At 41.8% G+C, this 15,411-nt stretch carries 17 protein-coding genes; 11 read left to right on the top strand and 6 right to left on the bottom strand.

Annotated features, from left to right (window positions below):
* Positions 1–68: 68 nt before the first annotated feature.
* The 6 genes from Q3W56_RS11205 to Q3W56_RS11180 all read left to right on the top strand — a co-directional run bounded on the left by Q3W56_RS11205 (position 69) and on the right by Q3W56_RS11180 (position 6,434).
* On the top strand, positions 69–563 hold the full coding sequence (locus Q3W56_RS11205) for a YaiI/YqxD family protein (protein WP_302895530.1): 495 nt from the start codon (positions 69–71) through the stop codon (positions 561–563).
* A gap of 33 nt (positions 564–596) precedes the next feature.
* Positions 597–2,408 (top strand): DNA primase, encoded by a 1,812-nt coding sequence (gene dnaG / locus Q3W56_RS11200; protein WP_302895529.1) that lies wholly within the window; start codon positions 597–599, stop codon positions 2,406–2,408.
* Between the two features lie 198 nt (positions 2,409–2,606).
* The gene (gene rpoD / locus Q3W56_RS11195; RefSeq protein ID WP_003226225.1) at positions 2,607–3,722 is read left to right on the top strand and encodes an RNA polymerase sigma factor RpoD; all 1,116 of its coding nucleotides are present in this window, start codon (positions 2,607–2,609) and stop codon (positions 3,720–3,722) included.
* A 328-nt stretch (positions 3,723–4,050) separates the two neighbouring features.
* On the top strand, positions 4,051–4,413 hold the full coding sequence (gene cccA / locus Q3W56_RS11190; RefSeq protein ID WP_019715007.1) for a cytochrome c550: 363 nt from the start codon (positions 4,051–4,053) through the stop codon (positions 4,411–4,413).
* A gap of 256 nt (positions 4,414–4,669) precedes the next feature.
* A complete protein-coding gene (trmK, locus tag Q3W56_RS11185) occupies positions 4,670–5,320 on the top strand; it encodes a tRNA (adenine(22)-N(1))-methyltransferase TrmK (protein ID WP_302895625.1) in 651 nt (216 codons plus the stop codon).
* Positions 5,313–6,434 carry a Nif3-like dinuclear metal center hexameric protein gene (locus tag Q3W56_RS11180; protein ID WP_302895528.1) on the top strand — a complete coding sequence of 374 codons (1,122 nt, stop codon included), beginning with the start codon at positions 5,313–5,315 and terminating at the stop codon, positions 6,432–6,434. Before trmK ends, Q3W56_RS11180 begins: the two co-directional genes overlap by 8 nt.
* Before the next feature lie 22 nt (positions 6,435–6,456).
* Here Q3W56_RS11180 and Q3W56_RS11175 read toward each other — a convergent pair whose 3' ends face one another.
* On the bottom strand, positions 6,457–7,401 hold the full coding sequence (locus Q3W56_RS11175) for a 4-hydroxy-3-methylbut-2-enyl diphosphate reductase (RefSeq protein ID WP_302895526.1): 945 nt from the start codon (positions 7,399–7,401) through the stop codon (positions 6,457–6,459).
* Positions 7,402–7,523: 122 nt separating this feature from the next.
* Positions 7,524–8,246 carry a VrrA/YqfQ family protein gene (gene vrrA / locus Q3W56_RS11170; protein WP_302895525.1) on the bottom strand — a complete coding sequence of 241 codons (723 nt, stop codon included), beginning with the start codon at positions 8,244–8,246 and terminating at the stop codon, positions 7,524–7,526.
* Positions 8,247–8,414: 168 nt separating this feature from the next.
* On the opposite strand from vrrA, the gene cshB reads away from it, so the two are divergent.
* Together cshB and Q3W56_RS11160 are read left to right on the top strand one after the other, a co-directional pair.
* Positions 8,415–9,731: a DEAD-box ATP-dependent RNA helicase CshB gene (cshB, locus tag Q3W56_RS11165; protein ID WP_302895524.1), complete on the top strand. Its 1,317-nt coding sequence runs from the start codon at positions 8,415–8,417 to the stop codon at positions 9,729–9,731.
* A 9-nt stretch (positions 9,732–9,740) separates the two neighbouring features.
* On the top strand, positions 9,741–10,634 hold the full coding sequence (locus Q3W56_RS11160) for a deoxyribonuclease IV (protein WP_302895523.1): 894 nt from the start codon (positions 9,741–9,743) through the stop codon (positions 10,632–10,634).
* Positions 10,635–10,660: 26 nt separating this feature from the next.
* On the opposite strand, the gene Q3W56_RS11155 is transcribed toward Q3W56_RS11160, so the two are convergent.
* Positions 10,661–10,915, bottom strand: a complete 255-nt coding sequence (locus tag Q3W56_RS11155; RefSeq protein WP_019715000.1) for a DUF2624 domain-containing protein — start codon at positions 10,913–10,915, stop codon at positions 10,661–10,663.
* Between the two features lie 115 nt (positions 10,916–11,030).
* Here Q3W56_RS11155 and Q3W56_RS11150 point away from each other — a divergent pair, with 115 nt between their 5' ends.
* Positions 11,031–11,912: a YitT family protein gene (locus Q3W56_RS11150; RefSeq protein WP_302895522.1), complete on the top strand. Its 882-nt coding sequence runs from the start codon at positions 11,031–11,033 to the stop codon at positions 11,910–11,912.
* Positions 11,913–12,051: 139 nt separating this feature from the next.
* Entirely contained in the window at positions 12,052–12,471 is a 420-nt protein-coding gene (gene zur / locus Q3W56_RS11145) for a zinc uptake transcriptional repressor Zur (protein WP_302895521.1), read from the top strand.
* A 54-nt stretch (positions 12,472–12,525) separates the two neighbouring features.
* Here zur and Q3W56_RS11140 read toward each other — a convergent pair whose 3' ends face one another.
* Entirely contained in the window at positions 12,526–13,107 is a 582-nt protein-coding gene (locus Q3W56_RS11140; RefSeq protein ID WP_302895520.1) for a hypothetical protein, read from the bottom strand.
* 133 nt (positions 13,108–13,240) lie between these two features.
* On the opposite strand from Q3W56_RS11140, the gene Q3W56_RS11135 reads away from it, so the two are divergent.
* A complete protein-coding gene (locus Q3W56_RS11135) occupies positions 13,241–13,630 on the top strand; it encodes a DUF308 domain-containing protein (protein WP_302895519.1) in 390 nt (129 codons plus the stop codon).
* A gap of 25 nt (positions 13,631–13,655) precedes the next feature.
* On the opposite strand, the gene ispG is transcribed toward Q3W56_RS11135, so the two are convergent.
* Both ispG and Q3W56_RS11125 read right to left on the bottom strand, forming a co-directional pair.
* A complete protein-coding gene (gene ispG, locus Q3W56_RS11130; protein WP_302895623.1) occupies positions 13,656–14,777 on the bottom strand; it encodes a flavodoxin-dependent (E)-4-hydroxy-3-methylbut-2-enyl-diphosphate synthase in 1,122 nt (373 codons plus the stop codon).
* Between the two features lie 115 nt (positions 14,778–14,892).
* Entirely contained in the window at positions 14,893–15,192 is a 300-nt protein-coding gene (locus Q3W56_RS11125; protein WP_302895518.1) for a LysM peptidoglycan-binding domain-containing protein, read from the bottom strand.
* Positions 15,193–15,411: the final 219 nt, after the last annotated feature.

Below are 15,411 nucleotides of genomic sequence, written 5' to 3'. Positions count from 1 at the left end.
CGACAAATTCATATACGTCCGCATTGATAAAGGATGTGCGATTTTGCTTGCTTTTATGCAGGAGTTTAATGGAGGGATGGAGAATTACTCTTCTTAATGAACAAGAAAAGACGATTTTTGTCGATGCAGATGCTTGTCCGGTAAAAGATGAAATTTTACAAACAGCATCTGAGTATGAAGTTGAAGTACTTTTTGTCGCTTCATTTGAACATTATCAGCTTTCCAGAAGCAATGAAGAAAAATGGAAATATGTTGATCCTCATAAAGAAGCTGCTGATTTATATATCGCAAATCACGTAAAACCGGGAGATATTGTTGTGACGCAGGACATCGGGTTAGCATCCCTGCTGTTGAACAGAAATGTCTCCGTCATGTCGGAAAGAGGGCGTCTTTACAAAGAAGGCATGATTGATTTTGCTCTTGAGAGCCGTCATTTTTCCGGCAAACAAAGGAGAAAAGGCATATACGCCAAAGGGCCTAAAAAATTGAATGAAGAAGATCGAGAACGATTTATTACTCTGCTGCAAAAAATCCTGTCGAATGATGAAGGGATTTTGCACTAAAGCATCGAATAATGTACGACGGAGTGTTATAAGATGGGAAATCGGATACCAGATGAAATTGTGGATCAGGTGCAAAAGTCGGCAGATATCGTTGAAGTCATAGGTGATTACGTTCAATTAAAGAAGCAAGGCCGAAACTACTTTGGACTCTGTCCTTTTCATGGAGAAAGCACACCTTCGTTTTCCGTATCGCCCGACAAACAGATTTTTCATTGCTTTGGCTGCGGAGCGGGCGGCAATGTTTTCTCTTTTTTAAGGCAGATGGAAGGCTATTCATTTGCCGAATCGGTTTCTCACCTTGCTGACAAATACCAAATTGATTTTCCAGATGATATAACAGTCCATTCCGGGGCCCGGCCAGAGTCTTCTGGAGAACAAAAAATGGCTGAGGCTCATGAGCTCCTGAAGAAATTTTACCATCATTTGTTAATAAATACAAAAGAAGGTCAAGAGGCGCTGGATTATCTGCTTTCAAGAGGCTTTACGAAAGAGCTGATTGATGAGTTTCAGATCGGCTATGCTCTTGATTCTTGGGACTTCATTACGAAATTTCTCGTAAAGAGAGGCTTTAGTGAGGCGCAAATGGAAAAAGCGGGTCTCTTGATCAGACGAGAAGACGGAAGCGGATATTTTGACCGTTTTAGAAACCGCGTCATGTTTCCGATCCATGATCATCACGGAGCTGTTGTTGCTTTTTCAGGCAGGGCTCTTGGCAGCCAGCAGCCTAAGTATATGAACAGTCCTGAAACACCGCTCTTTCATAAAAGTAAACTGCTTTACAATTTTTATAAAGCCCGCCTTCATATCAGAAAGCAGGAAAGAGCGGTCTTATTTGAAGGATTTGCCGATGTCATATCGGCTGTAAGCTCGGGTGTAAAAGAAAGCATAGCTACAATGGGAACGTCTCTGACAGATGATCATGTCAAGATCTTGAGAAGAAATGTCGAAGAAATCATTCTTTGCTATGACTCTGATAAAGCCGGTTATGAAGCCACTTTAAAAGCTTCAGATCTTCTGCAAAATAAAGGCTGCAAAGTCAGAGTTGCAATGATTCCTGACGGATTGGACCCTGACGATTACATCAAAAAGTTCGGCGGGGAAAAATTTAAAAACGACATTATCGACGCCAGTGTCACCGTAATGGCGTTCAAAATGCAATATTTCCGCAAGGGAAAGAACCTGTCTGATGAAGGAGACCGCTTAGCTTACATTAAAGACGTACTGAAAGAAATCAGCACGCTTTCAGGGTCTCTTGAGCAGGAAGTCTACGTAAAACAGCTTGCTTCAGAGTTTTCGCTTTCACAGGAGTCTTTAACCGAGCAGCTGTCTGTTTTCAGCAAGCAAAATAAACCTGCTGACAATGGCGGTGAAACGAAAACGCGGCGAGCGCATCTGACGACAAAAGCAAGGCAAAAACGTCTGCGTCCGGCGTATGAAAATGCAGAAAGGCTGTTACTCGCCCATATGCTTCGAGATCGAAGCGTTATCAAAAAAGTGATTGACCGCGTAGGCTTTGAATTTAACATTGATGAGCACCGCGCATTAGCCGCCTATCTTTACGCTTTTTATGAAGAAGGTGCCGAGTTGACGTCTCAGCATCTGATGGCCAGAGTGACGGATGATCAAATTAGCCAGCTCTTGTCAGATATACTAATGCTTCAGATTAATCAAGAGCTCAGCGAAGCCGAGTTATCAGATTATGTAAAAAAAGTGTTGAATCAAAGAAATTGGTCAATGATAAAAGAAAAAGAGGCGGAAAGAGCCGAAGCCGAAAGACAAAAAGATTTTTTAAGAGCTGCTTCTCTGGCTCAAGAAATCGTTACATTGAACCGATCTTTAAAATAACTGAAAAACCGGTGAGGAGCATTTATTGGCAATGATTCCTTGCGGAGGAGCAAATAGATCGCTTAACCTCATCATGAATTGTCATTTCATTATTCGCACATTATTAAAGGCAGTTCACATAGAAAACGCCTGAATGGACCGAATAAGAATCATACCGCTTATAGAATTCGTTGCAAGCTTTGGAAGGAGGGATCCATAATGGCTGATAAACAAACCCACGAGACAGAATTAACATTCGACCAAGTGAAAGAGCAATTAACAGAGTCTGGTAAAAAACGTGGCGTTTTGACATATGAAGAAATTGCCGAGCGTATGTCCAGCTTTGAAATTGAATCAGACCAAATGGATGAGTATTATGAATTTTTAGGTGAACAAGGTGTTGAATTAATTAGTGAGAATGAAGAAACAGAAGATCCTAATATTCAGCAGCTTGCCAAAGCCGAAGAAGAATTTGACCTTAATGACCTAAGTGTACCGCCTGGCGTCAAAATCAATGACCCAGTTCGTATGTATCTAAAGGAAATCGGCCGGGTTAACCTTCTTTCTGCAAAAGAAGAAATCGCCTACGCTCAAAAGATTGAAGAGGGTGACGAAGAATCTAAACGCAGATTGGCTGAAGCGAACCTACGGCTTGTTGTCAGTATCGCAAAACGGTATGTCGGACGCGGAATGCTGTTTCTTGATCTGATCCAGGAAGGTAACATGGGTCTGATGAAAGCCGTTGAAAAATTTGATTACCGTAAAGGTTATAAATTCAGTACGTATGCTACGTGGTGGATCAGACAGGCGATTACTCGCGCCATTGCCGATCAGGCGAGAACGATCCGGATTCCCGTTCATATGGTTGAAACCATTAATAAATTAATCCGTGTGCAGCGTCAACTGCTGCAAGATTTAGGCAGAGAGCCAACACCTGAAGAAATTGCGGAAGATATGGATTTAACACCTGAAAAAGTACGTGAAATTTTAAAGATCGCACAAGAGCCGGTATCGCTGGAAACACCGATCGGTGAAGAAGATGATTCGCATCTTGGTGATTTCATTGAAGACCAGGAAGCAACTTCACCATCAGACCATGCCGCATACGAGCTATTGAAAGAGCAACTGGAAGATGTACTTGATACGTTAACTGATCGTGAAGAAAATGTATTGCGTCTTCGATTCGGTCTTGATGACGGCCGTACAAGAACATTAGAAGAGGTCGGCAAGGTATTTGGAGTAACAAGAGAGCGTATTCGACAAATCGAAGCCAAAGCGCTGCGGAAACTAAGACATCCTAGCAGAAGTAAACGTTTGAAAGATTTCCTCGAATAAGATGGAACGGGTCTTGCAGATCCGTTCTTCTTTTTTTCAAAAATGTATATGGATAATATGCCTTTATTTTACTGAAAAATGATGTCATTTGCAAATGGACAATGTGATGAAAAATTCTAAATATGATTCCATATTTTATATTGTAAGCGTATACAATGCATTATACAATAGAATAAGATGGATATCAGAGAAATAGGCATGTTTCTATTCAATTTTGTATAAATTGTGAATAAAAAACTTTTGAATAGCAATCCATTTACTTTTTGTAAAAATAAGTTAGAATTAGAAGTGTTTACATAGGGGGAAGGATCAAAAAGGGGGAAGGGAAATGAAATGGAACCCGCTTATTCCATTTTTATTAATCGCTGTTTTAGGAATTGGTCTAACTTTCTTTTTATCAGTAAAGGGGCTTGATGACTCTCGGGAGATTGCAAGCGGCGGAGAAAGTAAATCTGCTGAAAAGGAAGATGCAAACGCTTCACCGGAGGATATTTACAAGGCAAACTGTATCTCGTGCCATGGTGAAAATTATGAAGGTGTTTCCGGTCCGAGCTTAAAAGGTGTAGGGGATAAAAAAGATGTCAGTGACATTAAAACAAAGATCGAAGAAGGTGGCAATGGAATGCCTTCCGGTCTTGTTCCGGCTGATAAGCTAGATGATATGGCAGAGTGGGTGTCAAAAATTAAATAAAAAATCTACCTTTCTCCTAATACGTTCTCAGGCCGCCGAGATGTTCTCGACAGCCTTTTATTTTTGTCTGCGTATGTAGAAGACACACATGAAAAGAAAAGACTGAAAATCGTTCGCACAGCTTGGATTCCGGGCTGATTTTTTATATGATAGTATAGGAAAAAATGATTGAGAAAAGTTGTGATGAAAAGTGAACGAATTAAATTTATCTAAACGGTTGCAAACAGTAGCGAAATACATACCGAATGGAGCGGTGATGGCTGATATCGGGTCTGATCACGCTTACCTTCCTTGTTATGCGGTGCTGAATCATAAAGCCAGCGGGGCAATTGCGGGAGAAATAACAGACGGCCCGTTTTTGTCTGCCAAGCGGCAGGTTGAAAAATCAGGTTTAAGCGCGCACATTTCTGTAAGACAGGGAGACGGCCTGGAAGTCATTAAAAAAGGTGAAGCCGATGCCATTACGATTGCAGGAATGGGCGGTTCTTTAATCGCTCACATTTTAGAAGCGGGTAAAGACAAATTAACGGGGAAAGAACGTCTTATTTTACAGCCGAATATTCATGCTGTTCATATCAGGGAGTGGCTTTATAAAGAAGGATATGCGCTGACAGATGAAGTGATCTTGGAAGAAGACGGAAAGTGCTATGAGGTGCTTGTCGCTGAAGCGGGAGACAGAGATGCGGCTTATGCCGGTATTTCTTTATCAGCTGGTATGCTCGTCGGCCCTTTCTTGGCAAAAGAAAAGAGTGCTGTCTTTTTGAAAAAATGGACACAAGAGCTTCAGCACACGCAAAACATATATGAACAGATCAGCCGAGCTGCAAGTACAGAGCAAAATAAAGAGAAATTAAAGGAGCTCGCCGATCGAATGCAACTGCTAAAGGAGGTTATCAATCATGGCTAAAAGCGTAAATGGACAGCAGATTATCCAACTGTTTGAACAATTTTCCCCGAAAGCCTATGCGGTCGAAGGCGATAAAATCGGCCTGCAAATCGGCACTTTAAATAAACCGATTAAAAATGTGATGGTTACACTTGATGTGTTGGAGAGTGTTATTGATGAAGCGATTGAAAAAGAGGTTGATTTGATTATTGCACACCATCCTCCTATTTTCAGGCCGCTCAAGCATATTTCAACAGATCAGCCTGCAGGTAGGTTAATTGAAAAGTGTTTGAAGCATGATATCGCTGTTTATGCAGCCCATACAAATTTAGACATTGCGGACGGCGGCGTAAATGACTTGCTTGCTGAAGCATTAGAGCTGAGTGAAACGGAGGTGCTGGTTCCTACTTATACTGATCCTCTGAAAAAGCTGGCCGTATACGTGCCGAAGGAATATGAAGAGAAGGTCAGAACAGCGCTTGGAAATGCGGGAGCCGGCCATATCGGCGAATACAGCCATTGCGCATTCTCATCTGAAGGAATCGGCAGCTTTAAGCCATTGGACGGCGCTAAGCCTTTTATCGGTAAAGTGGGAGAGCTTGAGCTTGTTCATGAAGTTAGGCTAGAGACTGTGTTTCCTAAAAGCATCGAAAAAGCTGTTATAAATGCAATGATAAAAAGCCATCCATATGAAGAAGTCGCTTACGACATCTATCCTGTCGAACAGTCTCCTGCCGAAAAAGGGCTCGGCCGTGTCGGAACACTTAAAATTGAGATGACGCTTAAGGAATTCGCTTTATTTGTAAAAGACAAGCTTGAAGTGAATGGCGTCAGAATGGTGGGTGAAGCAGACAGCCTGGTGAAGAAGGTAGCTGTTCTAGGCGGAGATGGGAACAAGTATATTCATCATGCGAAACGAAAGGGCGCCGATGTTTACGTCACAGGAGATTTATACTTCCATGTTGCTCATGATGCGATGATGCTAGGCTTAAATGTTGTTGATCCGGGCCATTATGCGGAAAAAATCATGAAAGAAGGCGTCACGAGAAAATTGACGTCAATGTGCAAGGATAAAAAGCTGGACGTAAATATCTTTGTTTCTGAAACAGATACAAATCCATTTGCATTTCTATAAAAAAACTGAGGCTTATATAGCCTCAGTTTTTTGCTTTTACTTTCGGGAGTATTTTTTTGAGCGGTATATTGTGTTCCGTTGTCCAAGTTGATGGATCTTCATGCTTATATTGCTCTAAAAAGCGAATGACTTCTTTTGTGATCGGAGTTGGTGTTGAAGCCCCCGCAGTAACTGCAACGGTATTAACGCCTTTCAGCCATTCGAGCTTTAATTCGCTTAGGTCGCCGATTCGGTATGCTTTTGTGCCGGCTATTTCCTCTGACACTTGAGCGAGCCTATTTGAATTGTTGCTTTTCGGATCGCCGACAACGATTGTTAAGTCAGCTTTTTTCGCTTGTTCTGATACAGCTTCTTGCCGTACTTGAGTAGCGAGGCAAATCTCTTGATGATATTCGACATGAGGATATTTCTCTTTGACAAGCTCCATGATGTCGTGAACATCCCATTGAGACATCGTTGTCTGATTGGTCACGATTAATTTCTCTACTTTGATATCAAGGTTTTTCACATCTTCTTCTGTTTCAACTAAGTGAACAATCTCAGGCGCTACACCAACGGCTCCTTCAGGCTCTGGATGCCCTTTTTTACCGACATAGATCACGTGGTAACCTTTATCTTTCATCTCTAGAATTAAATTGTGAGTTTTTGTCACATCTGGACATGTAGCATCAATTGCGACTAATCCTTTTTCCTCAGCGATTCTTCTGACTTCGGGAGAAACACCATGCGCAGTGAAAATAACCGTTCCTTTTTCAACCTGCTTCAGGATGTCCAGACGGTTAGCACCGTCCAAAGTAAAGATTCCTTCCTCTTCAAACGCATCAGTGACGTGTTTATTATGAACAATCATCCCGAGTATATAGATGGGCCTTGGCAAGCTTTTATCTAGTGACGCGTTTTTGGCAATGACCATAGCATCAACTACGCCATAGCAATAGCCGCGCGGCGAAATTTTTATTACGTCCATTTCCGGTTGTCCTCCAATACTGAAGTGAGTAAAGGCAATATAAAAAGCCGTAATCAAACGGCTCTATTCTTGCATTCTTCTTATTTCATTATAGCCAATCTTACTTCAGATATCAAAGAATGTTAAATATATAATCTTGGCTTTGAACTGCTTGATGTTCTTTTCGGAGAAGGAGAGGCAGCTTCATTTTTCTTAGGGGCAGGTGCTTTTGATTTTGACTCTTTATTGTCAGAGATTTTTGATTTCTTAGATAGAGAAGAACTTTTAGATTGTGATTTTTTGCTCCCATCTGAGATTTTGGCTTGAACCTCGTTCTCTGTTTTTGAGGTTTCTTGTGAATCTGTTTGATTTTCATTTTCCACATTGCTCTCAGTATCATCACTTTTACTTAATTGGCTGTACAGCTTCATCATTGCCGGCAGATTGCGGACTAATGGGCCGTACTGCTGAATCATGGGGGTGACTTGCTGTGCCATGCCGAGCACTTTTTGCACATTCCCAAGCATACTGGATAAAGATGCAGGATTGGCGATATTTTGAATGCTTTGCAGACCTGTTCCCCCGCTCGCTGCTGCGCCTGCTCCTGGTGCTCCGGCGCCGCCAGCGCCTCCTCCGCCGGGTAAGAACCTTGACAGCATCCCCTTTAAGCCTCCGCCGGCACCATTTCTCGCCCCGGCATTTGCCTGAGAAAGAAATTGTCCGGATTGCTGAAAACCTTGCTGCTGCGGTCTAAATGAAGGTCTTGGCATATTAGGCGGTCTTCTGCCCATCATTTGCTGATTTGGCATGGGGCGGGGCGGTCCAGGCTGCGGATAATTTCTCATCGGCTGCTGCGGTGAAAACATACTTGTACCTCCTTTCAGCTCTCTCTGCTATTAGAATATGCATGGGCTGCGGTATTTGCTTTACATAACTGAATAAAACAAACGCCTTGCAAACGTGGTGTTTTTAAGCAAAATCGGGTATAATGTGATGATGGACACATAATGTGCCGCTTTAAGGAGCTGGGAAAAATGAAAGAAACGAAATTTGAACTTTACGAATTGAAACCATTTATTATAGATGCAGTACACCGCCTTGGTTTTTACGAACCGACTGATATTCAGAAAAGGCTGATTCCTGCAGTGTTAAAAAAAGAAAGCGTCATCGGCCAGTCACAGACGGGAACTGGAAAGACGCACGCTTATTTACTTCCTTTAATAAACAAAATTGATCCTGGCAAGGATGTCGTTCAGGTTGTCATTACGGCTCCGACTAGAGAGCTTGCCAACCAGATTCATCAGGAAGCGCTTAAAATCACACAGGGTGAGGAAGGCAGCCAGATTCGCTCGAAATGTTTTATCGGAGGCACAGATAAACAAAAATCGATTGATAAATTGAAGACACAGCCGCATCTTGTAGTCGGCACACCCGGCCGAATTGCCGATTTAATCAAGGAACAGGCGTTAAGTGTTCATAAAGCAGAATCTCTCGTCATTGATGAAGCGGATTTAATGCTGGATATGGGATTTATTACAGATGTAGATTATATTGGTTCCCGCATGCCTGAGGATCTGCAGATGCTTGTGTTCTCAGCAACGATTCCGGAAAAGCTGAAACCATTTTTGAAAAAATATATGGAAAATCCGAAATACGCCCACGTGGAGCCGAAACAGGTGACTGCTGCGAAAATTGAGCATATTCTCATTGCTTCAAAACATCGTGACAAGGACAAGCTCCTTTTTGACATCATGTCTCATCTGAATCCATACTTGGGCATTGTGTTTGCCAATACGAAAAACACAGCTGACCATATCGCTCAATATTTAACTGGTAAAGGTCTGAAAATCGGGCTGCTGCACGGCGGACTAACGCCTCGTGAACGAAAAAAAGTCATGAAGCAAATCAATGATTTGGAATTTACTTATGTCATTGCAACTGATCTTGCCGCAAGAGGCATTGATATTAAAGGTGTCAGTCATGTTATCAACTATGAGCTGCCGGATGATCTCGATTTCTATATTCACCGTGTGGGCAGAACGGCTCGCGCCGGCTCATCAGGACAAGCGATGACCATTTACGAGCTTTCTGATGAGGATGCATTAGCCAGACTTGAGAAAATGGGTATCGAATTTGATTACTTAGAGCTTGAAAAGGGCGAGTGGAAAAAAGGCGATGACCGCCAGCGCCGCAAAAAACGCAAAAAAACGACGAACGAAGCGGATGAAATTGCGCATCGTCTTGTGAAAAAGCCGAAAAAGGTAAAGCCTGGATATAAAAAGAAAATGAGCTACGAGATGGAGAAAATCAAGAAAAAACAGAGAAGAAACCAATCTAACAAAAGAAAGTAGGGGAACCTGATGCTGAGAATAGGCTCACACGTCTCTATGAGCGGAAAACATATGCTTCTTGCAGCTAGCCAGGAAGCAGTTTCTTATGGAGCAAATACGTTTATGATCTATACGGGCGCACCGCAAAATACGCGCCGAAAGAAAATTGAAGACTTAAATATAGAAGCTGGCCGGGCACATATGCAAGAAAACGGCATTGACGAGATTATTGTACACGCGCCTTATATTATTAATATTGGCAACACGACAAATCCGTCCACTTTTGAGCTAGGTGTCGATTTTCTTCGTTCTGAAATTGAACGGACAGCGGCCATCGGAGCGAAGCAAATTGTCCTTCATCCTGGCGCTCATGTGGGAGCGGGAGCTGAAGCAGGCATCAAAAAAATTATTGAAGGTTTAAATGAAGTGATTGATCCGAATCAAAATGTCCAAATTGCATTAGAAACAATGGCAGGAAAAGGATCAGAAATCGGCAGAAGCTTTGAGGAGCTTGCACAGATTATCGATGGCGTTACGCACAATGAGCATTTGTCAGTATGCTTTGACACGTGCCATACACATGATGCCGGATATCAGATTGTTGAAGACTTTGACGGAGTGCTGAATGAGTTCGATAAAATCGTTGGTATTGACCGTATTAAAGTACTTCATATCAATGACAGCAAAAATGTCAAAGGTGCAAGAAAAGACCGCCATGAAAACATTGGCTTTGGCGAAATCGGATTTGATGCACTGCAATATGTTGTTCACCATGAGCAGTTAAAAGACATTCCAAAAATTCTTGAAACGCCGTATGTCGGTGAAGATAAAAAGAATAAAAAACCGCCATACCGTTTTGAGATTGTAATGCTGAAAGAAAAACAATTTGATGACACATTGCTTGAAAAGATTTTACAGCAATAAAAAATGGGGGAGCTATCCCCCTTTTTTTAGGTTGTAAATTGTTTGAATAGTTCATTAACAGTTTGGGCTGTTTCTTTTGATGTAATTGCCTCTACTTGTTTCAGCAGCCGCATTCGTTCACTCTCATTAAAAATGTTCACATTTTTTCCGTATAACAGGTTTGCTACTTCAATGGCCTGCGGTCTTGTTAAACTGATTCCGTATTGTTTTGAGTACTTGAGCAAATCGTCAGCAGTAGCCTGATTAAGCCGCTGCAAAATAATTCTTTGAAATAAAATCATCGACCATTCCACCTCCAGACTTAATGTATGGGCAAAACAATAAAATGTGTCAGTGTTTAATGGTAAAATAGATTTATAATGTATTTAAAATAGTTATTGCAGGAAAGGAGATTTTATGACCCCAACAAAACAACATAAGAGAGAAACATTTTCCCACTTTATTTTCAGGGTTTTCATGATTCTGGCAGGAGCTGCATGTGCGGCTGTAAGTATAGAATTATTTTTAATCCCCAATGATTTTATTGATGGCGGGATCATCGGTGTATCACTAATTTTAGACCACCTCTTTAAGTCAACCCCAATTCTGAATTTCGCTTTATTTGTTGTCATGTTAAACATTCCTTTTATGATCTTCGGATATAAATATATCGGTAAGACCTTCCTTGTCTCTACGATGATTGGGATTGTTGGGCTTGCCGTTATTGAATCTTCGCTTCACCATGTAGAAGCCATTACAACTCAGCCTATTTTGGCCACTGTATTCGGAGGTCTTTTACTCGGCTTTGGAGTCGGGCTCGTTATTCGAAACGGAGGTTCAATGGATGGTACAGAAATTCTCGGTATTTTGCTGACGAAAAAGCTGCCGTTTTCAGTAGGTGAGTTCGTTATGCTCATTAATGTATTCATTTTCATTTGGGCTGTTTTTGTGTTCGGTCCTGAGCAAGCAATGTACTCTTTCATGACATATTATATAGCGATGAAAACAATTGATGCCGTCATTCAGGGGCTTGATGAAACAAAAGCTGTTATGATAGTGTCAGATCAGTATGATGAGATATCCGACGCGATTTTGCACCGTCTCGGTCGCGGGACAACCAAGCTGAAGGGGAAAGGCGGATATACGGACGAAGAAAAGGACGTGATTTACGCGGTTGTCACAAGGCTGGAAGTGACTAAGCTAAAATCGATCGTATTTGAAATCGATCCAAATGCTTTCATAACAATTATGAATACTCATGAAACGAGTGGCGGGAAATTCAAAAACGCAATCCACTAGGCTTTCATTTACTTTTATTCATTTTATGGGTATAATTTTATCTGCAGTAGAGAAAATGGCTTGCTGGTCAGACAGCTGCCATTTTCTTTTTCATACATGTGATACGTTCTTAAGAGCATAGCGAAAAGGGGGAACCTTCATGAACGTACAAGAAGCGCTGAACCTATTGAAAGAAAATGGATATAAATATACAAACAAACGGGAGGATATGCTGCAGCTTTTTGCTGATTCAGACAGATATCTTACCGCTAAAAACGTACTATCTGCATTAAATGATGATTATCCTGGCTTAAGCTTTGATACAATCTACAGGAATCTTTCTTTATATGAAGAACTTGGTATTTTGGAAACAACCGAGCTGTCCGGTGAAAAACTCTTCCGATTTAAGTGTTCATTTACCCATCATCATCATCACTTTATCTGTCTTGCTTGCGGTAAAACAAAGGAAATTGAATCATGCCCGATGGACAAGCTTTGTGATGATTTGGATGGCTATCAGGTCAGCGGGCATAAATTTGAGATTTACGGCACATGCCCTGATTGTACAGCGGAAAATTAAGAAAGCACGACTGCGTAATTGCAATGAGAAAAGGAGCCCAGTGTGGCTCCTTTTTCAGTTCCTGACCCGTATGAAGTGATGTTTGTTTTTATTGATCCATTGAACAGCTTCTAGCCAGTTGTTTACTCTGATGATGTTTGAATCAATCGGAAGCTGATTATAAGGGGAATTGAATAAAATGACCGGTATACCGGCTTCTTTCGCGATCATCATCGCGTTTCCGTGATGATCCTCAAAAAACAAGTCGATGTTATGATTTTTGACTGCCTCAACTTTATGATGACCGCCAACGAGTTCGATGTGGTCATAGTGAATGTTTTGCCTGTCAAACCATTCATAGGTAATATCAGTTAAATGAGTCCGTCTCGCTGTAATATAAATAAGCTTGTGCTCCTCTTTGAGGAGGTCAAGTGACTGTTTTGCATGCTGTGCAAGCAATGCTTCCTTATATATGGTCGCTTCATTTTGATTCATCCATTCCCAAAATTCTTCCTGCGAAATGTTTAACAGCTTTGTTAAATCATAATCCGTCATATCGTTTAATGAAATGGAAAGATTAAACGAGCGGTTTAAATATGGGACGAATGTATCCTGAGCCGTAATTGTGCCGTCAATATCTATTCCTAAGCGTAACATGCCCACACTCCTTCAGTTTCATCCCTTCAAGTGTAACATAAACAATTGACATTAACAGAAAAGTTTAGCAAACATGAATCAGGCGAAATAGATCAAACTATAAAAGCTCCTTTAATAAAAACAGAAGGGGGAATTGAAGGTGGCAAACGATTATGAAAAACGTGATAACAACGGTTACTATGTTGATCAAGGTTCTGAAGGGACAAATATAACCCGAGACAATAATGGTTTTTTTGAGGAAACGGCAGCTGAAGTCGCAGAACCTTACCGTGCTGCTGACCGCAGCAATGACCGAGACAATGACCGCAGCGGCGGCAATGTCAATGAAGGACGGGGAATAGGGTATATTGCTCTAGCCTTGTCCATTATTTCATTGTTTGTACTGCCTGTTTTATTGGGAGCTGCCGGTATTATTGTCGGCTATATCGCAAGAAGAAGAGGTGCCCAAGGCCTTGGAGCTTGGGCGATGGGGATCGGTGTCATCTCATTAGTGCTTGGAATATTTATTATTCCTTTCTTCTAACACAAAAAAGCTTGACGGGTTCCCGTCAAGCTTTTTGTGATTTTGCTTTTTCAGCTTCAAGCTTTGCATAGTGTTCCTCAGCAAGAATGTCGATTTCTTTCTTGAGTTCTTCTACCATTGTTTCCTCAGGAACCTTACGGACAATTTTCCCCTTCCGGAACAGCAGCCCTTCGCCGCGAGCTCCGGCGATGCCGATATCAGCTTCTCTTGCTTCACCAGGTCCGTTTACGGCACAGCCGAGAACAGCAACTTTAATCGGTGCTTTTACCTTAGAAATATATTCTTCCACTTCATTGGCAATGCTGATTAGGTCAATCTCAATACGGCCGCAAGTCGGACATGAGATGAGCGTGGCAGCATTGGAAGCTAAACCGAAAGATTTCAGAAGCTCTCTTGCTACTTTTACCTCTTCCACAGGATCTGCGCTTAATGAAATGCGCAGGGTATTCCCGATGCCCTTGCTTAAAATCGCGCCAAGTCCTGCTGCGCTCTTTACTGTGCCGGCAAACAGTGTTCCTGACTCGGTGATCCCGAGGTGGAGCGGATAGTCAAATGCTTTCGCCGCTTTTTCATAAGCCTCGATTGCAAGGTTCACGTCAGATGCCTTCATGCTGACAATAATATCGTGAAAATCAAGATCTTCAAGAATTTTAATGTGATGAAGTGCGCTTTCTACCATTCCGTCAGCAGTCGGATAACCGTATTTTTCTAAAATCCGTTTTTCAAGTGAACCGGCGTTTACTCCGATTCTGATCGGAATCCCTTTTTCTTTCGCCGCTTGAACGACCGCTTCGACTTTTTCGCGGCGGCCGATGTTGCCGGGGTTGATTCGGATTTTATCTGCGCCACCTTCAATGGCTTTTAATGCAAGTTTATAATCGAAATGTATGTCAACAACGAGCGGAATGGAAATGCGTTTTTTAATATCCGCAATGGCGTTTGCCGCCCGTTCATCCGGACATGCTACCCGGACAATTTGGCATCCGGCTTCAGCCAAACGGTTAATTTCCGCCACTGTTGCTTCTACATCATGTGTTTTTGTTGTTGTCATGCTTTGGATGACAACTTCATTGTTGCCGCCTATTGTTAAAGGTCCCACTTTGACGGGACGCGTTTTTGTACGATGTGTGATTTCACTCACTTGAATCGCTCCTTCATTGTAGTTGCCGCTTCTAGATATAACAATTCTAGTTTATGTGAATATAGTTTACAAATTATATTGTAACAGTGTCTTCGCCAAACTGACAAGAAATTAACGTTAATTAAGGGTAGACCGGGAATTTGTACGCTGTTCCTGCTTGAATGGCGTTAGCTTTCACATTCGGGTTCAGTGCTTCAAAATCCTTTACAATGTCGTCTGGAGAACCTGCTGCTCCGACAATCGACATAACTGTATCACCCGGGTTTACCTTTACTGTTTTATATGATGGTTCTTGTGCCGCCGTTTTTGCTGATGCTTCGTAGACAGGGAGGTCCTGAATCGGTATCGTTCCAATTTTAAGATCATAAAAAAGAATAAAAAGAATAAAAACAAAGCTGCTTACAAAAGTGAGACGCTTCATCGCTTTTCCTCCCGCATACGAAATTTTATACCATAGTATGCTTGTCCAATTAGATTCATGACAAAAGAAAAGAGACTGCCAAGGCAGTCTCGCAGCGTGTCGACAAAGTCACAATAAGTGGCTTCATCGACACGCTTTTTTTGTTAAAATATGAGTGAATCTAGATTTTGGAGGTTTTACCATGTTGTCCAAACACTCAAAAGATCAGCGTGAACAGCT

The sequence above is a fragment of the Bacillus sp. C28GYM-DRY-1 genome (genome assembly GCF_030519405.1).
Lineage (GTDB): Bacteria > Bacillota > Bacilli > Bacillales > Bacillaceae > Bacillus > Bacillus spizizenii_A.
Note: the sequence above shows the minus strand (reverse complement) of the source record. Positions and strands in the feature narration are given on the sequence as shown.